This is a genomic window from Streptomyces flavovariabilis (assembly GCF_000725785.1).
Lineage (GTDB): Bacteria > Actinomycetota > Actinomycetes > Streptomycetales > Streptomycetaceae > Streptomyces > Streptomyces hawaiiensis.
Genome location: NZ_JNXD01000010.1, coordinates 183070 through 202760, shown reverse-complemented (window position 1 = coordinate 202760; position 19691 = coordinate 183070). Strand labels below are relative to the sequence as shown.

Annotated in this window: 17 protein-coding genes and 2 pseudogenes; 7 read left to right on the top strand and 12 right to left on the bottom strand. The window is 71.7% G+C overall.

Annotated elements, in window-relative coordinates; translation table 11 throughout:
• Window positions 1–106: 106 nt before the first annotated feature.
• The gene (locus IO24_RS0119130; protein WP_031137274.1) at window positions 107–1207 is read left to right on the top strand and encodes an AI-2E family transporter; all 1101 of its coding nucleotides are present in this window, start codon (window positions 107–109) and stop codon (window positions 1205–1207) included.
• A 66-nt stretch (window positions 1208–1273) separates the two neighbouring features.
• Here the strand turns inward: IO24_RS0119130 and IO24_RS46555 are convergent, their stop codons facing one another.
• From IO24_RS46555 to IO24_RS0119115, 4 genes are all read right to left on the bottom strand, one after another.
• A complete protein-coding gene (locus IO24_RS46555) occupies window positions 1274–1768 on the bottom strand; it encodes a DUF4872 domain-containing protein (RefSeq protein ID WP_234335265.1) in 495 nt (164 codons plus the stop codon).
• The gene (locus IO24_RS46550) at window positions 1765–2169 is read right to left on the bottom strand and encodes a BtrH N-terminal domain-containing protein (RefSeq protein ID WP_234335264.1); all 405 of its coding nucleotides are present in this window, start codon (window positions 2167–2169) and stop codon (window positions 1765–1767) included. Before IO24_RS46550 ends, IO24_RS46555 begins: the two co-directional genes overlap by 4 nt.
• Before the next feature lie 90 nt (window positions 2170–2259).
• Complete coding sequence (locus IO24_RS0119120; RefSeq protein ID WP_045296429.1) at window positions 2260–3030, bottom strand: DNA alkylation repair protein; 771 nt, start codon at window positions 3028–3030, stop codon at window positions 2260–2262.
• 264 nt (window positions 3031–3294) lie between these two features.
• Complete coding sequence (locus IO24_RS0119115; RefSeq protein ID WP_031137270.1) at window positions 3295–3963, bottom strand: DUF5701 family protein; 669 nt, start codon at window positions 3961–3963, stop codon at window positions 3295–3297.
• 355 nt (window positions 3964–4318) lie between these two features.
• Here IO24_RS0119115 and IO24_RS0119110 point away from each other — a divergent pair, with 355 nt between their 5' ends.
• Window positions 4319–5257: an aminoglycoside phosphotransferase family protein gene (locus IO24_RS0119110; RefSeq protein ID WP_234335263.1), complete on the top strand. Its 939-nt coding sequence runs from the start codon at window positions 4319–4321 to the stop codon at window positions 5255–5257.
• A 24-nt stretch (window positions 5258–5281) separates the two neighbouring features.
• Here the strand turns inward: IO24_RS0119110 and IO24_RS0119105 are convergent, their stop codons facing one another.
• A complete protein-coding gene (locus tag IO24_RS0119105; RefSeq protein ID WP_031137265.1) occupies window positions 5282–5734 on the bottom strand; it encodes an Lrp/AsnC family transcriptional regulator in 453 nt (150 codons plus the stop codon).
• 111 nt (window positions 5735–5845) lie between these two features.
• On the opposite strand from IO24_RS0119105, the gene IO24_RS0119100 reads away from it, so the two are divergent.
• Window positions 5846–6472 carry a LysE family translocator gene (locus IO24_RS0119100; protein ID WP_031137264.1) on the top strand — a complete coding sequence of 209 codons (627 nt, stop codon included), beginning with the start codon at window positions 5846–5848 and terminating at the stop codon, window positions 6470–6472.
• Between the two features lie 87 nt (window positions 6473–6559).
• On the opposite strand, the gene IO24_RS0119095 is transcribed toward IO24_RS0119100, so the two are convergent.
• The 5 genes and pseudogenes from IO24_RS0119095 to IO24_RS46540 form a co-directional block, all read right to left on the bottom strand.
• Window positions 6560–7174 (bottom strand): sarcosine oxidase subunit gamma, encoded by a 615-nt coding sequence (locus tag IO24_RS0119095; protein WP_031137262.1) that lies wholly within the window; start codon window positions 7172–7174, stop codon window positions 6560–6562.
• Entirely contained in the window at window positions 7167–10007 is a 2841-nt protein-coding gene (locus IO24_RS0119090) for a sarcosine oxidase subunit alpha family protein (RefSeq protein WP_031137260.1), read from the bottom strand. The genes IO24_RS0119095 and IO24_RS0119090 overlap by 8 nt, the downstream gene beginning before the upstream one ends.
• Window positions 10004–10285 (bottom strand): sarcosine oxidase subunit delta, encoded by a 282-nt coding sequence (locus tag IO24_RS0119085; RefSeq protein WP_031137259.1) that lies wholly within the window; start codon window positions 10283–10285, stop codon window positions 10004–10006. The genes IO24_RS0119090 and IO24_RS0119085 overlap by 4 nt, the downstream gene beginning before the upstream one ends.
• 13 nt (window positions 10286–10298) lie before the next feature.
• Entirely contained in the window at window positions 10299–11519 is a 1221-nt protein-coding gene (locus tag IO24_RS0119080) for a sarcosine oxidase subunit beta family protein (protein WP_031137258.1), read from the bottom strand.
• Window positions 11516–11719, bottom strand: a pseudogene (locus tag IO24_RS46540) (serine hydroxymethyltransferase); the annotation flags it as partial. The pseudogene IO24_RS46540 and the gene IO24_RS0119080, both read right to left, overlap by 4 nt.
• 278 nt (window positions 11720–11997) lie before the next feature.
• On the opposite strand from IO24_RS46540, the gene IO24_RS0119070 reads away from it, so the two are divergent.
• Both IO24_RS0119070 and IO24_RS0119065 read left to right on the top strand, forming a co-directional pair.
• Window positions 11998–12693, top strand: a complete 696-nt coding sequence (locus tag IO24_RS0119070; RefSeq protein ID WP_078899357.1) for a GntR family transcriptional regulator — start codon at window positions 11998–12000, stop codon at window positions 12691–12693.
• Window positions 12694–12807: 114 nt separating this feature from the next.
• Window positions 12808–15222: a SpoIIE family protein phosphatase gene (locus tag IO24_RS0119065; protein ID WP_031137253.1), complete on the top strand. Its 2415-nt coding sequence runs from the start codon at window positions 12808–12810 to the stop codon at window positions 15220–15222.
• 7 nt (window positions 15223–15229) lie between these two features.
• Here IO24_RS0119065 and IO24_RS47180 read toward each other — a convergent pair.
• Window positions 15230–15660 (bottom strand): annotated as a pseudogene (locus tag IO24_RS47180) (SDR family oxidoreductase).
• Between the two features lie 73 nt (window positions 15661–15733).
• Window positions 15734–15904 (bottom strand): hypothetical protein, encoded by a 171-nt coding sequence (locus IO24_RS47175; RefSeq protein WP_267886825.1) that lies wholly within the window; start codon window positions 15902–15904, stop codon window positions 15734–15736.
• A 410-nt stretch (window positions 15905–16314) separates the two neighbouring features.
• On the opposite strand from IO24_RS47175, the gene IO24_RS0119055 reads away from it, so the two are divergent.
• Window positions 16315–17628: an ATP-grasp domain-containing protein gene (locus IO24_RS0119055; protein ID WP_031137251.1), complete on the top strand. Its 1314-nt coding sequence runs from the start codon at window positions 16315–16317 to the stop codon at window positions 17626–17628.
• Between the two features lie 16 nt (window positions 17629–17644).
• The gene (locus IO24_RS0119050; protein WP_031137249.1) at window positions 17645–19684 is read left to right on the top strand and encodes a CocE/NonD family hydrolase; all 2040 of its coding nucleotides are present in this window, start codon (window positions 17645–17647) and stop codon (window positions 19682–19684) included.
• The last annotated feature ends 7 nt before the right edge of the window (window positions 19685–19691 follow it).

Sequence of the window (19691 nt, the reverse complement as noted above, 5' to 3'; positions counted from 1 at the left end):
GCGCCACGTCGTTCGGCGTGTCCCGCCCTCCGGGCCGGTACCGGCCTTCGGGGGAATTCCGGGTCCGCCCCGCGGTTCGACGGCCGGTGGGTGGTACGGGCATGGGATGTCGACGCCCCCTGATCCACCCGCCTCGGCGCTGCCGCGGCCGACCGACGCCGAGTCGCGCGTACCGGGCGTGCTGCGGACCGCGGCCGCGTACGCGTGGCGGCTCATCGCGGTCGGCATCGTCGTCCGGTTCGCCTTCTCCGTGCTCGGGGAGTTCCACCGGATCGCCGTCGCCGTCTTCCTCGGTCTCGTCATCACGGCGGTGCTCCGTCCCGTGGCCGGTCTGCTGGCCCGGTTCGTGCCCCGGCCGCTCGCGGTCGCCGCCGCGCTCATCGGTGGCATCGTCCTCGTCCTCGGGGCGCTGGCCCTGGTGGGTGAGACCGTGGCGGATCAGCGGACCGGGCTGGAGAGGGAGTTCGTGGCGGGGGTCGACCGGATCGAGCGACGTCTGGAGGAACCGCCCTTCCGGCTTCCCGCGGACGCGTTCGACGATCTCCAGTCCCGGATCGGCAAGCTCCTGTCGGACCACCGCTCCACCCTCATCAGTACGGCTCTCAGCGGCGCGAGCCGGCTGGTGGAGGTGTTGACGGTGCTCGCGCTGGCCCTGTTCTGCTCGGTCTTCTTCACGTACTCCGGCGAGAAGCAGTGGCAGTGGCAGTGCGAACAGCTCCCCGGCCGGGCCCGGCAGCGGTTCGCGGTGGGGGCCGGGGCCGCCTGGCGGACCTTCACCGGGTACACGCACGGCATCCTGCTGGTGGCGGCGACGAACGCGGTCCTCGTGGGCATCGCGCTGTTCGCCCTGGGGGTGCCGCTCGCCGTGCCGTTGGCCCTGCTGGAGTTCCTGGCGGCGTTCATCCCGCTGATCGGCTCGCCCATCGCTCTGGCGGTCGCGGCGGTCGTCGCCCTGGCGTCGAAGGGACCGCTCATCGCCCTGGTGGTCGTGGCCCTGATCGTGGTCATCGGCCAGATCGAGGGCCACCTGCTGCATCCCATCGTGATGAGCTGGGCCGTTCGGTTGCACCCGGTGGTGGTCGCCCTGGCGGTGGTCGGCGGGGCGGTCGCGGCGGGGGTGATCGGTGCGGTGGTGGCCGTACCGCTGGTGGCCGTGGTGTGGTCCGTGTACCAGGCGCTGCGGAGCCCCGCGGACGAGCCGGCCTGAACGCCTCGCTGGTGTGGGGGGTGTGCGGGGCGTGACCTGCCGCCCGGGTGCCTGAGCGGGCAGGGCTCAGGCAAGGTCCAGGAGTCTGCTCATCAGGCGGTGCTCCTCCTCCGCGAGTTCGTGGACCAGTTTCGACGCGTGCCGGATGGGGGCGCGGTCTTCGGTGGTTCCCGCCTCGCGGAGGAGGTCTGCCACCTCGGTCCATTTCCTCGACACCACGCGGTACGCGTCCGAAGCATCGCGGAACTCCCCCGCACCCGTGAGATCGGCGGCCTCGGCGAGGAAGTCCGCCCACAGCGTGCGGAAAAGGCCGCCGCCGGTTCCGCCTTCCTCCATGATCGTCGAGATCTCGACAAGCGCTTCCTCGGGGGATTCGAGGTCATCGATCCAGGCGGGCATGAGATCAGCGGCTTTGTGCATTCCCTTGAATCCGAGATTGCTGATCGGCGGATTCAGGAAGCTCTCGGCTGTCGTCCGGATGGATCGGCGCGCGATCTCGCCCAGTTCGGGCAGCGGGCCGTCCGGCGGGGCGATGGTGAACGAGAGGTTCCGTGAGCTCATCGGGCCCGGGCACCGCGCGCACGCGCCAGGGACTCGCCGGAGGCCCACCGCAGCCCCAGCGGCCTGGTCTCGACGAGGGCGAACCTGTCGTCCTCGTAGCCGACGCAGGCGACGTAATGGGCCGCGAAACTGTACTCGTCCGTGGAGTAGTCGAGGTGGTAGCGGTCGAGCTTGAGGCCGACGACCGTCCCCGAGTCGAGCTCCCGGAGCAGCTGTTCGCGGGCCCGTTTGTCCGAGGAGGTCTCCCTGACGGTCAGCCGCAGACCCAGCGATTCGGTGATGTTGACGGTCAGCCGGTCCGGCTTGATCCGGCCCCCGAGGAACGGGGTCGGCATCTGCTTCGTACGCCAGTAGGTGAAGGACAAACCACTACCGAGGCCGAAGACGAGCGGCTCCGACAAGGCGATCTCACGCTGCCGGAGAAGGTTGACCAGGGCTGTCGATTCGCAATGATGACCGACATACGGTTGCGCCTCGATGAGTAACACTTTTCACTTCTCCCTCCGTGCACGCTGCTGCGTCGACTGGAACGACAGGGAAGTTCGAGTTTCCGGGTCCATCTTCTCGATCGCGTACCGGAACGTGACGCGGGGCATTTCCGTGTGCCACGTGCGCAGGAACGCGGCCACCTCGTCCTGATGGATCTCGGCGGTGACCTTGAGCAACCAGCCGCAGCCCTTCTGGACATACACGTCCTCGTCGTGCATGAGCCGGGTGCAGTTGTCGAAGACGTGCGACAGGGGCAGTTCGAACACCGTCCGCCCCACTGTGCGCCGGACGAACTTCACGACGGCCACATTCGCGGCGCGCCGCGCCCACGGCGATCGGGATGCGACCCAGCGTCGTGTCCGCGGGATCTGGTCGAGGTGGCCGCGGAAGAACGGATACAGCAGCTTCAGGCACAGGTCGTCGCACTGCGCCCAGTTGGACACACGGGTTTCGAGCCAGTACTCACAGCGGTCGAGGAGGTCGCTGCCCAGCCCGGTCCTGGCGACCTTGTGCAGGAGCGCGAAACCCAGCAGGACCTCTTCGTGGTACGAGGCGCGCGACAGCACCTCTTCCGTCAGGGCCAGCCGGGTCGCCGCGGGAATGTCCGGCCGTGCACGGAAGTAGCCGTGAGCGAGCTCGACGACGGAGGCGTTGCTCACGCCGAGCGCGCGAATCTCCTGCGGGAAGTACCGCTGCATTCTGGCCGCGAAGTCCGCGTCGGCCTGCGCCGCGAGGGAAGCGAGAAGCTCCCCGGCGGCCGCTTTCACCTCCATGACGTCGATCCCACCGTTCCGGGCCGCCGAGACCACCGGGAGTCTCGGACGAAGCCGATCCGAATGCCAGGGTTCACGCAGGCCCGGGCCCGGTTCACGTTACCGTTCGGCGATGTCCACCTCGCGCACCGTGGCGCTCCTGACGGGACACACGGGAGAGTTCGCTCCCGGCGCGGTCCCGGTCGCGGCGCCGGCCGCTGGACACGGCCGGCCTCGGGCCGCGGGCCGGCCGGCGCCGCTCACCGGTTCGTGCGGTGACGGACCTCAGCCTCTGCGGCCTGTCGCGGAGGCGAAGCCCAGCCAGGTGTGCCGGTTGTTCCACCAGCACCAGCCGACCTTGGGGGCGTTGCGGCGCTCGCGGCCGTCCCGGCCGGTGCCGTTGCTGATCCAGATCGCCGGGGTGCGGGCGTCCAGGGTGCCGTTGGGCTTGCGCAGCCGGGAGCCGATGGTCATGAAGCAGAGGTTGCGCTCCAGGGCCTCGGGCTGCTGGAGCACCCAGTGGACGCCTTCGGTGAGCACCAGCGGGGTGCGGTCCTCCTTCGTGAGGGCGGGCAGCGCCTCGTCCGGGGACCAGTTGGCCATGTGGTCGCCGCGGTCGATGCCGGTGACGACGTAGAGCGGGGCGTCGGGCAGTTCGAGGGCGCAGGGGGTGAAATCGTCGACGTCGGGCATGTCGACGACGACGAAGCCCGGTTTGCCGTCGCGGCGGAGCAGTGGGGCGAGGGCGGAGGCGGGGGCTCGGTCCGGATGCACGGCCAGCAGGCCACCCTGGCCTTCGGTCCCGGCTTCGGCCTTCACGGCGAACGTGCGAATCTCGTCGGCGGACAGCCCGGCGGTCTCGTGCACCCCCAGCTCGATGAGCCGCTCGGCCTGCGCGCTCAGGGCCGGGAGTGCGGGAAGGACGGTGGACGGGGCGGGCGTGGTGTCGGGCACGATGCTCCTTGGGCCGGTGGCGTGGGCGAACTCGGACGTGGACGAACTCATGGGTAACGAGCCGGTCCGCCGGGGCGTTCCCGCGCTGCGGAGCCCGACGTCGCTTCGCCGGACAGGCCGTGGATCCGCCACTCGCGGGGCGCCGTCCCGTAGGCCGCCCGGAAGGCCAGGCATGTGCTGCCTCCTCGTTTCCGAGCGGCTGGTGGGAGGGACCCGGCCACGCCAGGACGAACGCGGACGGGCCGACTGCCGCACGGCCACCGGTTGGAGACCCGGGGCGCGCATGCGGCCGGCGATCCTTAATCCGGTGAATCCCCGCGCCCGGCGTGACAGCATCGGCGTCATGGAAGGGTTCATGACACCTGATCAGATGTCCGCCCGCACCGCCCGTGCCCTCGCCGCGGCCGTCGCCGCGGGGCGCGATCTGGGGCTCGACGTGGCGGACGCGAGGGTCATCTACGACGTGTTCTCCGTCGTGGTGCACCTGGCTCCGTCGCCCGTGGTGGTCAGGGTGCCGACCGTCCTGCCGTCGTACGCCGACGCCGACTCCCAGGCTGCCCGGCAGCGGCAGGAGCTGGACGTGGTCGGGTGGCTCGCGGATCAGGGGCACCCGGTGATCCCGCCGAGCCCGCTCGTGCCGCGTGAGCCTGTGCTGCGAGACGGTTTCTCGATGACGTTCTGGCAGTTCGTCGAGCTGGACCAGAGCACCGAGCCGGACTTCGTGCACCACGCCGGCCTGGTCGCCGACCTGCACACCGCGCTGCGCTCCTACCCGGGTGAGCTGCCGTTCCTCTCGGCGGCCGAACCGCGGTTCGTCACCGAGGGGCTCGCCGCGCTCGAGGCGCGCCCCGATCTCCTGGAGCCGGCCGATCTCGACCGGGCGCGGCGCGAGTGGGAGGTGCTGGAGCCGGTCGTCGGCTCACGCGCGGGATTCGAGGCGGCGTTCCCCGGCATCGACTTCCAGCCGATCCACGGGGACGCCCCGGCGGCCAACATCGTCTCCGGTCCGGACGGCGCGCTCTACTCCGACTTCGAACTGACCACGCTAGGACCGGTCGAGTGGGACGTGGCGGCCCTCGGCCCCGAGTGCGAGGCCGCGTACGACGCGGCTGCCGGGCGCCTGGGGATGCGGCAGCTGGACAAGGACGTGCTGCGGGTCGTCAACGCGGTGGGCATGTCCCGCGCGGTGGCGTGCCTCGCGCTCGCTCCGCAGCTGCCGCTTCTGGTCGACGCGCTCAAGCCGGCCGTCGAGCAGTGGCGGTCGATGCCGTTCGCCGGGGGGCTGGGCGGCTGAGCCGGTTGCCCGCGTGGGGGCCGCTCACTCGGGCAGCGGGCGCTCGTCGACGATGTGCTTCATGACGAGGGTGGAGTTGAGGCGCTGGACGCCGGGGAGCCGGGCCAGCTGCTGGTCGTAGAGCCGCTGGAAGGCGGCCAGGTCGGTGGTGGCGACCCGCAGGAGGTAGTCGGGGTCGCCGAACAGGCGCTGGGCCTGCAGCACGTGCGGGACGGCGGCCACCGCCTCCTCGAACGCGGACACCGTGTCGGCGTCCTCCCAGCGCAGGGTGGCGAAGACCAGGGCCTCGAAGTTCAGGCCCACGGCGGCCGGGTCCACCACCGCGCGATACCCGCGGATCGCGCCCTCGCGTTCGAGATCGCGCAGCCTGCGGTGGCAGGGCGAGACGCTCAGTTTCACGCGTGCGGCCAGCTCGGTGACCGTGAGGCGGCCATCCAGTTGCAGCTCGGTGAGAATTTTCCGGTCCAGGGCATCCATGGAGAAGATTCTGCCCCAGATCCCGCGATCAAGGAGTAAAGAAGGGAACACCTTCGGGCTGATCCGGCCTAGCCTTCCTCTCGCACCACAGCACGCGAGAGGGAACGACCGATGGACACGACCACGCTGGCGGCCTTCCTGGCAGTGGATCTGCTGCTGATATTCACCCCCGGTGCGGACTGGGCCTACGCCATCACGGCGGGTCTGCGGGACCGGTCGGTCGTGCCGGCGGTCGCCGGGCTGATCGCCGGATACGCGGGCTACACGCTGCTCGCCGTGGCGGGGCTGGTGGTGATCGTGGCGAGCTCGGGGACGCTGCTCACCGCGCTGACCGTGGCAGGGTCCGGCTACCTGGTGTGGCTCGGCTGGGGCGTGCTCCGGCAGCCGGCCGCCTTGACGGCCTCCGAGGAGACAGTGGGCTGCGGGGGCTCCTCCCGGCTGCGGGTCATGCTCAAGGGGATCGGGACCAGCGGGCTGAACCCCAAGGCGCTGCTGCTCTACTTCTCCCTGTTCCCGCAGTTCATCGACCCCGCGGGTGCCTGGCCGGTCGCCGGCCAGACCGGCCTGCTCGGCTCGCTGCACATGACCGCGTGTGCCGTCGTCTACCTCACCGTCGGAGTCCTGGCCCGCACGGTCCTGCGGACCAGGCCTGCCGCGGCCAGGGCGGTGACCCGTGTCTCCGGTGTGATGATGATCGTCATCGGAGGGTTCCTGCTGGTGGAGCGCCTGGCAGGCTGACGGGCCCGGACGCACCGCGGGATCACCGTGCGCCGACTCACGACGACTCGGGGCAGCCGAGGACGAGAACGTCCTCGGCCGGTTCCGTCACGGCACCTCCGGTCCGCTGAACTCGCTCATCGCGTCGACGATCCAGCGCCCGAGGTAGCCGGCGAACGAGGAGCGCGGCAACAGGCGGTACGTCGGCGCGTCGTCGACCTGCCAGAGCAGTACGGCGACGGGCCCGACCGTGGTCGACACCGCCCGGCCCGGACCGAAGGCCCGGGGATGCAGGTCCAGCGGGCAGCCCTTCTCCAGCACCTGCCGGGCGGACGGGCCGCTCAGCTCCAGCGTGGTGCGGTTCGCGGAGACGTCCACGACCGACCCCGGATCCGGCCCCAGCGCCTCCCGCAGCGCGGGGGCCTCGTCGGACCGGGAGAGCACGAGCCACTCGTCGGGCCCCAGCCAGAGGACCGTGCGGGGGCCGGACGCGGCGGTGTCACCGCACCGGCGCGGGAGCGGCGCCCCCAGGGCCGTCCCGATCCGGACGGCCGCCTCCGAGGCGGGGTCGACGCGCACGTTCACCATGGTGAGGAACGGCAGTTCCGTCAGGGTGACGCCCCGGGCGCCGGTGACGGCAGCGGCACGCATCCGCTCCGCCAGGCCGGCCAGGGGACTCCTGCGCAGGGACGTCACGCCGGTGTGGATCGTCCGCTCAGCCATCTCGCCTGCTCCCTTCGGGGTCGTAGAGGACGCAGTCGGTCACCTCGACGGGGACGAGGTCCTCGCCCACGGGGGCGAGGAGGGTCTCACCGATCCTGGCCCGCCCGCCGGCGACCAGGGCGAGGGCGAAGGGGCGGCCGAGGGCCGCGCTGTGATAGCTGGAGGTGACGTGGCCGAGCATCGGCACCGGCACCGCATCCAGGGTGGCGTCAGGGGCGACGAGTTGGGTGCCCTCGGGCAGCCGGGTCGTACCGTCGCGCGGCAGCAGGCCGACCAGGTGCCCGCGGTCGGCGCGGGCGGTGTCGGCGCGGGAGAAGGAGCGTTTGCCGATGAAGTCCTTCTGCCGGGAGACCACCCAGGACATGCCCGCGTCGTGCGGGGTGACGGTGCCGTCGGTGTCCTGCCCGACGATGATGTAGCCCTTTTCGGCCCGCAGCACGTGCATGGTCTCGGTGCCGTACGGGGTGATGCCGTACAGCTGCCCGGCCTCGTGCACCTGCTCCCAGACGGCCAGGCCGTACCACCCGGAGACGTTGATCTCGTAAGCCAGTTCGCCGGAGAAGGAGATCCGGCAGATGCGGGCCGGGACGCCGCAGGCCAGGGTGGTCTCGCGGAAGGCCATGAAGGGGAACGCCTCGGCGGACAGGTCGAGGCCGGGCGCGAGCCGGGCGACGACCTGCCGGGACTTCGGGCCCACGACGGCGATGGTCGACCACTGCTCGGTCACCGAGGTGCAGTGGACGTCGAGTTGGGGCCACTCGGTCTGGAGCCACTCCTCCAGCCAGTCCAGGACGTTCGCGGCGCCGCCGGTCGTGGTGGTCATGAAGTAGCGGTCGTCGTCCAGGCGCAGCGTCACACCGTCGTCGAAGATCATGCCGTCGGGCTTGCACATGACGCCGTAGCGGGCCGTTCCCGGCTTCAGCTTCTTGAAGGCGTTGGTGTAGATCCGGTTGAGGAACTCGCCCGCGTCCGCGCCCCGGATCTCGATCTTGCCGAGGGTGGAGGCGTCCATGAAGGCCACCCCCTCACGGGCCGCACGGCACTCGCGGGCCACAGCGGCGTCCATGTCCTCCCCGGGCCCGGGGTAGTACCGGGGGCGCTTCCACTGCCCGACATCCTCGAACTCCGCGCCGTGCGCCACGTGCCAGCTGTGGAGGGGCGTGGTCCGCTCCGGGTCGAACAGCTCGCCGCGCTCCCGTCCGGCCAGGGCGGCGAAGGCGATCGGCGTGTACGGCGCCCGGTAGGCCGTGGTGCCGATCTCCCCCGGTGAACCGCCGAGCGCCTCGGCGATGACGCCGATGGCGTTTACGCCGGACGTCTTGCCCTGGTCGTTCGCGGTGCCGAGGGAGGTGTAGCGCTTGACGTGCTCGACGCCGCGCATACCGGCGCCGGTGGACCGCCAGACGTCGGCGACGGTGGCATCGCGCTGGAGGTCGACGAAGTGGCTGTCCCAGGTGCCGGGTTCGCCGTCGGGGCCGGGGACCAGCCAGAGGGCGCGGGTCGGGCCGGCGGGGAGCCGCGCGCCCTCGGGCGGCACGGCGACCGGGAACCCGGCCTCCGTCGCGGCCAGCGCACCCGCCCGCGCCCCTTCGGCACGGCAGCCGTCGAGGTCGTACGTGCCGCGAGCCGCGCCGACGACCCGCTGGTGTCGCACGGCACCGTCGGGCACGAAGGCGACCAGTTCCTCGTCCCAGCGCAGCCGGCCCTGCCGCTGGCTGTGCAGATGCACCACCGGGCTCCATCCGCCCGAGACGGCGAGCAGGTCGCAGTCGAACGCCTCCCGGGCGCCGCTGAGTCGGCCGTTCTCGTCGAGCCCCCGGACGGTGACGCCGGTGAGCCGTCCCGATCCGGCCGTGCCGACCACCGCGCTGCCCGTCAGCACCCGTGCCCCGGTCGCCCCGGCGACCTCGGCGGCCCGCCGGGACAGTCCGGGCCGGGCGTCCACGACAGCGGCGACACCGATCCCTGCCGTGTGCAGATCGGCGACCGTGTCGTAGGCGCTGTCGTTGGTCGTGCTCACCACGGCCCGTGAACCGGGAGCCACGGCGTACCGGTTGAGGTACGTCCGCACGGCCGAGGAGAGCATCACCCCGGGCCGGTCGTTGCCGGCGAAGACCAGCGGACGCTCGTGCGCTCCGGTCGCCAGCACCACCCGGCGGGCCCGGATGTGCCACAGCCGCTGGCGCGAGACGCCTTCGGGGGCGGCGGTGCCGAGGTGGTCGGTGCGGCGCTGGAGGGCGAGCACGTAGTTGTCGTCGTACGACCCGAAGGCCGTGGTGCGTTGCAGTACGACGGCCTCGGGGGCGGAGTCGAGGGCCGCGCGGACGTCCGCGACCCACTCGGTGTCGGAGTGCAGTGAACCGCCGGGCTGGGGCTGGTCGTCGACGAGGATCACCCGGGCACCGGAACCGGCGGCTGAGGCGGCGGCCGCGAGTCCGGCCGGGCCGGCGCCGACGATCAGGACGTCGGTGTGGACGAACTTCTTGTCGTAGACGGCGGCGTCGGGGGTGGGGTCGAGCCGGCCCGTCCCGGACAGCGTGGTGGCGGACAAGCCGTCGTACAGTTCCACCGTCGTCGCGGGCAGCATGCTCTCCGCGCAGGAACCGCCCAGCCGCACCAGGGCGTTGGGCTCCTCGACGCCCGCGGCGACGATGCCGCGCGGGCGGCCGCGATACAGCGACGGGGCGACCTCGACGAGTCCGTTCGCCAGCATCGCGGAGGCGAGGGTGTCACCGGGGTGCCCGGTCGACTCCCGTCCGTCGACGGTGAAGCGCAGCACGGTGCCGCGGTCGATGCGGCCCCCCTGCGGCAGCCGGAAGCGCTGGTCGGTCATCGGGTCCCTCCGGGGCGTGGCTCGTCGAGCCGGTAGGTGGTCAGCACCTCGTAGGTCGCGGTGTCGCGCAGGACGTTGAACCAGCGGCGGCAGCCGGTGCTGTGCATCCAGCGTTCGGCGAAGGGGCCCTTGGGGTTGTCGCGGTAGAAGACGTACGCGGCCCACTGCTCGTCGGTGAGGCAGGCCGGGGACTCGGGGTGCGGGACGTGGGCCTGTCCGCCGTAGTGGTACTCGGTCTCGTCCCGCGGCCCGCACCACGGGCAGGTGATCAGCAGCACGGTGGTGTCCTCCTCAGTGGGCCACGGCCGCTGCGCCGTGTTCGTCGATCAGGGCCCCCGTCGTGAAACGGTCGAGTGCGAAGGGGACGTTCAGCGGATGCGGTTCGCCCGTGGCGAGCGTGTGCGCGAAGGTCCAGCCGGCGGCCGGCGTGGCCTTGAAGCCGCCGGTGCCCCAGCCGCAGTTGACGTACAAGCCCTCCACAGGGGTACGGCCGATGATCGGCGAGGCGTCGGGAGTGACGTCGACGATGCCGCCCCAGGTACGCAGCACGTGCGCGCGGGCGAACACGGGGAACAGCTCGACGGCGGCGGCCATCTGCCGCTCGATGACGTGGAACGAGCCGCGCTGGCCGTACCCGTTGTAGGAGTCGACGCCGGCGCCCATCACCAGCTCGCCCTTGTGGGCCTGGGACACGTAGACGTGTACGTGGTTCGACATGACGACCGTCGGGTGCACCGGCTCGTGCAGCTCCGAGACCAGCGCCTGCAACGGGTGCGACTGCACCGGCAGCCGTACGCCCGCCCGTTCGGCCAGCACGCTGCTGTGCCCGGCCGCGGCGAGGCCGACCCGGCCGGCGTGGATGCGGCCCCGGTCGGTCTCCACGCCCACGACCCGGTCGCCGTCCTTGAGGAAGCCGGTGACCTCGCAGCCCTGGATCAGGTCCACTCCCAGCTCGTCGGCACGGCGGGCGAGCGCCCAGGCCACGTGGTCGTGCTTGGCGATGCCGGCCCGGGGCTGGAAGGTGCCGCCGAGGACGGGATAGCGGGTGCGGGGCGAGACGTTGAGGATGGGGCAGACCTTGGCCGCCTGGTCCGGGTCGAGCCACTCGGCGTCGACTCCGTTGAGGCGGTTGGCGTTCACCCGGCGCATGCCCTCGCGGACGTCCTGGGGGGTGTGGGCGAGGTTGAGGACACCTCGCTGGCTGAACAGGAAGTCGTAGTCGAGCTCCTCGGGCAGCCGCTCCCACAGTTTGAGCGCGTGCTCGTAGATCGCGGCGCTCTCGTCCCGGAGGTAGTTGGAGCGGATGATCGTGGTGTTGCGGGCCATGTTGCCGCCGGCCAGCCAGCCCTTCTCCAGGACGGCGACGTTGCTGATGCCGTGGTTCTCGGCGAGGTAGTAGGCGGTGGCCAGGCCGTGGCCGCCCGCGCCGACGATGACGACGTCGTACGAGGAGCGCGGCTCGGGGTTGCGCCAGAGGAAGTCCGGGTGCTCGGGCAGCGGCCGGGTGGTCATGCCGGGGCTCCGTCCACGTAGAGGGGGAAGGCGGCGGCGAGTTCGGCGACCCGCTCGCGCAGTGCGCCGTCCGGCTGTTCGCCCTTCAGGGTCTCGGCGATGATGTCGGCGGTCTCCCGGAACTCCGTCGCGCCGAAGCCGCGGGTGGCCGGGGCCGGGGTGCCGATGCGCAGCCCCGACGACACCATCGGCGGGCCGGGCAGGACCGAGCCCTGGGCCTCCGGCACGGCGGCCGGGGCGAGGTTCTCCGAGGCGATCGTTTCCAGCGTCGACCGCCGGCGGTGCGGCTCGGCCCGTACGGCGGTGGCGACCTCCGGGTCCAGGTCACCGAGCGGCGGGGTGAGGGGGGAAACGAGGGTGCTGGTCGAAGGGCTGGTTGCCATGGGTGCACCATCCTGGGAGCCAACTAATGCGCAACTGATATATCAGACTGTGCGGTACGGTATGGGAGCTCGCCGGACAGGTCAAGGGGGCATTCATGCGGCAGCTGGCGGCCGATGCCAGGAGCGGGGATTCCCGGGGCGCGGAACCCGGCGGTGAGGAGCTGTCCCTCGCCGAGCGCGCCTACCGTGCCATCCGCGACCGGCTCGTCATGCTCGAGATCCGGCCGGGCGCGCCGATCCACGAGGAGCAGCTGGCGCAGTCCCTCGGCGTCGGCCGGACGCCGGTGCGCGAGGCGCTGAAGCGGCTCCAGTACGAGCGCCTGATCACGACCTACCCCCGGCGCGGCACCTTCGCCACCGAGGTCAACATCACCGACCTCGCCCATATCTCCGAGGTTCGCCAGGAGCTGGAACCCCTGGCCGCAGCCCAGGCCGCGCGGCGTGCCACGGCGGCGGACCGGGCGGTCCTGACGGCCCTGCGGCGGGAGCTGGAGAGCGCGGACCCCGCTCGGCGGGACGCCACCGGGCTGATGCACCTGGACCTCCAGGTCCACCGCGCGGTCTACGCAGCCGCGCACAACCCGTATCTGGAGGACACCCTCGTCCGCCACGACAACCTCGCCACCCGCATCTGGTGCCTGTTCATCGACCGCCTGTCCGACATGGCGGGTCACGTCGAGGAGCACGGGCCGCTGATCGAGGCGATCGTCGCGGGTGAGCCGGAGAAGGCGGCGCGGCTCGCCCGGGGGCACGTCGAGGGGTTCGAGCAGGCGATCCGCGCCGCCATCTGAGCGTTCGCACTGGTCACCGCGGTGCCCGTCGGCAGACGAGCCTCAGCGAGTCGGTAGCGGGACAATCGGTGCAGGGAGTCGTGAGCACACGGGGGCGGCACATCCGGAGGCACCGTGGAGGGACGCGTACCGGAGGACTTGGCGGTCGTCGTCGACGCCGACGGGGCGATCATGGTGTGGAGCGACGGTGCTCGCCGCCTGCTCGGATACGAACCGGCCGAGCTCCTGGGCACGCCCGTCACCGACCTGCTCGCCACCGACCTCCCGGAGTCCACGCGGCGGCACGCGGCCGACGGCCGGCGCTGGGCCGGTGAGGTGGCACTGCGCCACCGGGACGGCAACCGCGTCGTGGTCCGCCTGCAAGGGACGCCGCTGCGGGACGCGAGAGGCGGGCGGCTCTGGCTCGTGACCGGCACCGTGCCGGTGTACACGGCGGCGCGGGCCGAGCACGGCACCCTGCCGCTGTGGGACCTCACGCTCGCCCAGCTCCCCGTGCCGGTGGCGGTCTACGACCGGGACGCCCGGCTGGTCGCCGCCAACGAGATCATGACCGAGGTCATGGGCAGGTCCGAGGAGGAGATGCAGGGCCTGACCCTGTGGGAGATCGAACCGAACCCGCCCTTCGACACATACGACCGCCTCCAGCGGGAGGTCCTGCGCACCGGCGAGATGATCTTCCACGAGGAGCACAGCAAGGCCCCGGGCGAGACCCGGCCGCACGCCTGGTCCATGTTCCTGTCGCCGCTGAAGGACGGGGCCGGCGCGGTCCAGGGCATGTCGGCGACCGTGTTCGACACGACGGAGCAGTACTGGAGCCGCCGCCGGCTGGCGGTGCTCAACGAGGCCAGTCTGCGGATCGGCAGCACCCTGGACGTGACCCGGACGGCCGAGGAGCTGGCCGAGGTGGCCGTGGCCGGGGGGTTCGCGGACTTCGTCACCGTGGATCTGCTGGAGTCCGTCACCCTGGGCGACGAGCCGGGGCCGCTGCCGCCGGACACGCCGGTCACCGTGCGGCGCACCGCGCAGCGGTCGGTGCTGGAGGGCTGCCCGGAGTCGGTGGTCGCCTCGGGAGAGACGACCCGCTACCCGGTGGGGACGCTGCCGCTGCGGACCCTGGGCACCGACCGTGGCGCCCGGCACCGTCCGGGGGACCCGGAGCTGCGGGAGTGGCTCAGCGCCTCCCCCGGCCGTGCCGAGTCCGTGTCCGTGTCCGTGTCCGAGTACATGATCCACTCGGTGATGATGGTGCCGCTGCGCGCCCGGGGTGTGACGCTGGGCCTGGTGCACTACATGCGGCACCGGACGCCGGAGTGGTTCAGCGAGGACGATCTACTGCTCGCGGAGGAGATCGCCGCCCGGGCGGCGGTGAGCGTGGACAACGCCCGCCGCTACACCCGTGAACGCCGCACGGCACTGGCGCTCCAGCGCAGTCTGCTCCCCGAGCGGCCTCCCGAGCTGGCGGCGATGGACGTCGCCTACCGCTATCTGCCGACCGGGGCCGGCGCGGACATCGGGGGTGACTGGTTCGACGTGATCCCGCTGTCCGGCGCCCGGGTCGCCCTGGTCGTGGGCGACGTGGTGGGCCACGGCATCCAGGCGTCGGCCACGATGGGCCGGCTGCGGACGGCCGTACGCACGCTCGCCGACGTCGATCTCGCGCCCGACGAGCTGCTCACCCAGCTGGACGACCTGGTCATCCGGCTGGACCGGGAGGAGGGCCCGGAGGCGCGCGGCGCGCAGGAGGCGTCGGGCCAGGTCGGCGCCACCTGTCTGTACGCGGTGTACGACCCGGTGTCCCGGCGTTGCACCATGGCGCGCGCCGGGCATCCGGCGCCCGCGCTGGTCACGCCCGGGGGCGATGTGCGGTTCCTGGATCTGCCGGCCGGGCCTCCGCTGGGTCTGGGCGGCCTGCCGTTCGAGGCCGCCGAGGTGCAGCTGGAGGAGAACAGCCTGCTGGCGCTGTACACCGACGGCCTGATCGAGGCGCCCGACCACGACATCGAGGTCGGGATCGGACTGCTGCACCGGGCGCTGAGCGGCCCCGCGGGCACGCTCGACGAGACCTGCGACCGGGTGCTGCGCACCGTGCTGACCGGCCGGCCCGACGACGACATCGTGCTGATGCTGGCGCGGACGGCCGTGCTGGACGCCGGGAAGGTCCGCGCCTGGCAGCTGCCGCCGGAGCCCACCGCCGTGGCCCGGGCCCGCAAGATGGCGGGCGAGCAGCTGGCCGAATGGGGGCTGTCCGAGGCGGAGTTCGCCACCGAACTGATCGTCAGCGAGCTGGTCACCAACGCGCTGCGGTACGGCGGCGCCCCCATCGAGCTGCGGCTGATCCGCGACTCGACCCTCGTCTGCGAGGTGTCCGACGGCAGCAACACCGCGCCGCATCTGCGCCGGGCCCGGGTCTTCGACGAGGGCGGACGGGGGCTGCTGCTCGTCGCCCAGCTCGCCGAGCGGTGGGGCAGCCGCCAGACGGCCACGGGCAAGACCATCTGGGCGGAGCAGCCCCTGCCCGCCGGGATGTGAGCCGGGGCTACCGCGTGTCGACGATGCCGCCGGTCACCGCGATGACCTCGCCGACGGTGTAGCTGGAGTCGGCGTCGGAGGCGAGGTAGACGTACGTCGGCGCGATCTCCTCGGGCTGTGCCGCGCGTTCCGGAGGGGCCTCGCTGCCGATGCGGGCGAGCCCGTCCGGCGGCATGTGCGGGTCCGCCTCGTTGAGGGGCGTCCAGGTCGGGCCGGCGCGACCACGTTGGCGCGCACGCCCCGCTTGGCCAGGTGTAGGGCGACCGATTTGGTCAGGGTGATCAGCGCGGCCTTGGACGCCGCGTAGTCGATCATCGTTGTACTGCCCTTGAGAGCCTCCTCGGTCGCGGTGGCGATGACCGCGTCGCCGGGCTCCAGATGGAGCAGGGCCGCCATGAGCAGGTGGACGTACGCGTAGACGTTCGTCTTGAACGTCACATCGAAGTCCTCCGCGGTCAGCTGCTCCAGTTCAGCTTGCTGTTGAGGTAGGCGGCGTTGCTCACCAGGATGTTCAGCCGACGGCCTCGCGGCAGAACGCCGGGTCGGTGAGGTCGCCGGGCAGCAGCAGACAGCGCCTGCCCTGCTCCTCGACCTCGCCGCGCACGCCTTCCGCGTCCACCCGCTCCTCGGGCAGATGGACGACGGCGACGTCGGCGCCCTCCCGCGCGTACAGCAGCGCCACGGCCCGTCCGATACCGGAGTCGCCGGGTGATCAGCGCGGTCTTCCCCTCCAGCTTCCCACTGGCCCGGGAACGGCTCGCCCGGTAGCGCGGCTTGGTGCGCATGTCGGCCTCGAGGCCGGGCCGCCGCTGCTTGTCGGAGTCGTAGGGCAGGTCCGGCTCGGACACGACCTGGGGTACGGACTTCTCCTGCTCGGGCTGCACGACTTCCCCTTGCCGGTGTCGTCCACGGCGCGGCCCGCTTCACCGGCCCCGCCGACCTTGCCCGGGCCGCGTTCCCGTCTGGCGGCAGGCATGTCCCCGGCCGCCCGGAACGGGCGCGATGCCCGGACCGGCATGCCGGCAGGCACGACGGGTACTCCGTCGATCTTGCAAGCAGGCCTCAGGGCCATACTCCATCGGAAGGAGAGCCGTGTCTGACAAGACGGTGAAGAACGTCTTCGTGATCGGGCTCGACGAGGCCAATCTGCCCACGCTCCAGCAGGTCCCGGGAGCCGACCGGCTGCGCTTTCACCAGCTGCTGACGGTCGAGGAACTCCAGGTCGGCGAGGTGCACCTGCCCACGCTGCTCGACAAGGCCCAGGGCGTGCTCGACGCGTTCGACGGCAGCATCGACGCGATCGTCGGCTACTGGGACTTCCCGGTCAGCACCCTCGTCCCGATGCTGAGCGAGCGCTACGGCACCCGCAGCACCAGCCTGGAGTCGGTGGTCAAGTGCGAGCACAAGTACTGGAGCCGGCTGGAGCAGCAGAAGGCCACCGACCGGCACCCGCGCTTCGGCCAGGTCGACCTGTCGGCCGAGCCGCCGCGCCCGCCCGAGAACGTGAGCTACCCGATGTGGCTCAAGCCCGCCCTCTCGTACTCCTCCGAACTCGCCTTCGGAGTGGATGACGAAGAGGAGTTCCACAAGGCCGTCACCGAGATCCGCGACGGCATATCCCGCATCGGCCGCCCCTTCGAGCACATCCTCGAACGCATCGACCTGCCGCCGGAGATGCACGGCGTGGGCGGCCGGGTCTGTCTCGCCGAGGAGGCGATGTCCGGCGTCCAGGTCGCCGTCGAGGGCTACGTCCACCAGGGCGAAGTGACGATCTACGGGGTCCTGGACTCCATCCAGTACCCGGACTCCCCCTGCTTCCTGCGCCACCAGTACCCCTCGATGCTGCCGCCCCCGGTCATCGCCCGGCTGCACGACGTCAGCGAGCGGGTGATGCGGCAGATCGGGATGGACTCGGCCACCTTCAGCATCGAGTACTTCTACGACCCGCGGACCCAGGAGATCAACCTGCTGGAGATCAACCCCCGGCACTCCCAGTCGCACGCGGAGCTGTTCCAGTACGTCGACGGCGTGCCCAACCACCACTGCATGGTCAGCCTCGCCCTCGGCGAGGACCCGCACATGCCACACCGCGAGGGGTCGTACGCGATGGCGGCGAAGTGGTACCACCGCTGGTTCACCGACGGTGTGGTAAGCCGGGTGCCTAGCCCCGAGGAGATCGCCCGCATCGAGCGGGAGACCCCGGGAGTGCGCATCGAGGTGATCCCCGAGCAGGGCGCCAGGCTCTCGGAACTCCCCGGGCAGGACAGCTACAGCTACGAACTGGCGCACATCTACACCGGCGGTGCCGACGAGGCGGAGCTGCGGGAGAAGTTCGACCACTGCGTGGCCGCTCTGGGCCTGGCCTTCGAAGACGCCCCGTCCGAGGCCGAAGCCACGCGAAAGTGAGGAGCACGTCACTTCCATGCGTTACGTGAGCAACCTGCCGTACGAGACGAAGGAAGAAGAGCACGTCACGATCCCGATGTCCGACGGGGTCCGGCTCTCCGCGCACATCTGGCGCCCCACCTCCTCCGACCAGGAGCCGGTGCCGGCGGTGCTGGAGTACATCCCGTACCGCAAGCGCGATCTGACGGCCGTACGGGACTCGATCCATCACCCCTACCTCGCCGGGCACGGCTACGCCTGTGTCCGCGTCGACCTGCGCGGCACCGGCGACTCCGAGGGCGTGCTGCGCGACGAGTACCTGGAACGGGAGCAGGCCGACGCCGAGGAGGTCCTGGCCTGGCTGGCGGAGCAGCCCTGGTGCGACGGCGGGACGGGCATGATGGGCATCTCCTGGGGCGCGTTCGCGGCGCTCCAGGTGGCGGCCCGCCGGCCGCCGGGCCTGAAGGCCATCGCCATCGCCTCGTTCACCGACGACCGGCACGCCGACGACATGCACTACATGGGCGGTGCCCTGCTGTCGGACAACCTGGCCGAGGCGGGCACCATGTTCGCCTACGGCACCTGCCCGCCCGACCCGGCCGTGGTCGGCGACCGCTGGCGCGAGATGTGGCACGAGCGGCTGGAGAACACCGAGCCCTGGGTGCTGGAGTGGCTGCGCCACCAGCGGCGCGACGACTACTGGCGGCACGCCTCGGTGTGCGAGGACTACGCGAGCGTGCGCTGCCCGGTCCTGGCCTCCAGCGGCTGGGCGGACGGCTACTCCAACGCCGTGACCCGGCTGCTCGGGAACCTGGACGTACCCCGCAAGGGGCTGATCGGACCCTGGTCGCACAAGTTCCCCCACCTCGGGGAGCCCGGCCCCGCGATCGGCTACCTCCAGGAGCTCGTGCGGTGGTGGGACCACTGGCTGAAGGGCGTCGACAACGGCGTCATGGACGGGCCCATGCTCCAGGCGTGGATGCAGGACAGCGTGCCGCCCTCCACGTCCTACGAGGAGCGGCCCGGCCGCTGGGTCGGCGAACCGGACTGGCCGTCCCCGCACATCCGGCCCGAGACGCACCCGCTCACCCGGCACACGATCGGGCCCGCGCAGGACGCTGCGGCGGTGCCCTCCGAGGGCGGTGAGGCGATGACCGTGCGGTCGCCGCTGTCCGTCGGCCAGTTCGCGGGCAAGTGGGCCTCCTACAACGCGCCCCCGGACCTGCCCTACGACCAGCGGGAGGAGGACGGCGGTTCACTCGTCTTCGACAGCGAGCCGCTGACCGAGCCGGTGGAGATCCTCGGCTCGCCGAGCGTGGAGCTCGACCTGTCGGTCAGCGAGCCGGTGGCCATGGTGGCCGCGCGGCTGTCCGACGTGAGCCCCGACGGCGCCGCGACGCGCGTCTCCTACGGCATCCTCAATCTGACCCGCCGGGACAGCACGGAGTCTCCCGAGCCGTTGGAGCCGGGCCGGCGCTACCGGGCCACCATCCCGCTGAACGGTGTGGCGCAGGCTTTCCCGCCGGGCCATCGCATCCGGCTGTCCCTGTCGACGTCGTACTGGCCGCTGGCCTGGCCGGCGCCGAAGCCGGCCCTGCTGAGCGTGTACGAGCACTCCAGCGCCCTCACTCTGCCGGTGCGGCCGGTCGACGAGCCCGACGAGGTGCCGTCGTCCCCCTTCGGCGAACCCGAGGGCACTCCCCCGCTCGCCATGAGCCAGGTGACGCCCCCGGAGGAGCGCTGGGAGGTCAAGCGGGACCTGATCGGCTACCACTCCGAGCTGGACATCGTGAAGGACCGGGGCACGGTCCGCTTCGAGGACATCGGCCTGGAGGCCGGCCGCCGCGCCCACGAGCGCTACACGGCGGTCGCGGACGACTTCACCTCGGTCGGCGGCGAGACCACGTGGACCATGCGGTTCCGGCGGGACGACTGGGACGTGCGGGTGGTCACCCAGACCCAGCTCACGTGTGACGAGACGGACTTCTTCGTCGACGCGACCCTCGACGCGTACGAGGCCGACCGCCGGGTCTTCTCCCGCACCTGGAACGAGAAGGTCCCCCGCGACCTGCTGTAGTCCTGGT

Excerpts from the sequence above, each read along its gene's own strand:
- IO24_RS0119090 (WP_031137260.1), bottom strand. The coding sequence starts at position 10,007 with ATGACCGACCAGCGCTTCCGGCTGCCGCAGGGGGGCCGCATCGACCGC.
- IO24_RS0119070 (WP_078899357.1), top strand. The coding sequence starts at position 11,998 with ATGCGGCAGCTGGCGGCCGATGCCAGGAGCGGGGATTCCCGGGGCGCG.
- IO24_RS0119100 (WP_031137264.1), top strand. The coding sequence starts at position 5,846 with ATGGACACGACCACGCTGGCGGCCTTCCTGGCAGTGGATCTGCTGCTG.
- IO24_RS46555 (WP_234335265.1), bottom strand. The coding sequence starts at position 1,768 with ATGAGCTCACGGAACCTCTCGTTCACCATCGCCCCGCCGGACGGCCCG.
- IO24_RS0119130 (WP_031137274.1), top strand. The coding sequence starts at position 107 with ATGTCGACGCCCCCTGATCCACCCGCCTCGGCGCTGCCGCGGCCGACC.
- IO24_RS0119110 (WP_234335263.1), top strand. The coding sequence starts at position 4,319 with ATGACACCTGATCAGATGTCCGCCCGCACCGCCCGTGCCCTCGCCGCG.
- IO24_RS0119095 (WP_031137262.1), bottom strand. The coding sequence starts at position 7,174 with ATGGCTGAGCGGACGATCCACACCGGCGTGACGTCCCTGCGCAGGAGT.
- IO24_RS0119105 (WP_031137265.1), bottom strand. The coding sequence starts at position 5,734 with ATGGATGCCCTGGACCGGAAAATTCTCACCGAGCTGCAACTGGATGGC.
- IO24_RS0119120 (WP_045296429.1), bottom strand. The coding sequence starts at position 3,030 with ATGGAGGTGAAAGCGGCCGCCGGGGAGCTTCTCGCTTCCCTCGCGGCG.
- IO24_RS0119080 (WP_031137258.1), bottom strand. The coding sequence starts at position 11,519 with ATGACCACCCGGCCGCTGCCCGAGCACCCGGACTTCCTCTGGCGCAAC.
- IO24_RS0119050 (WP_031137249.1), top strand. The coding sequence starts at position 17,645 with ATGCGTTACGTGAGCAACCTGCCGTACGAGACGAAGGAAGAAGAGCAC.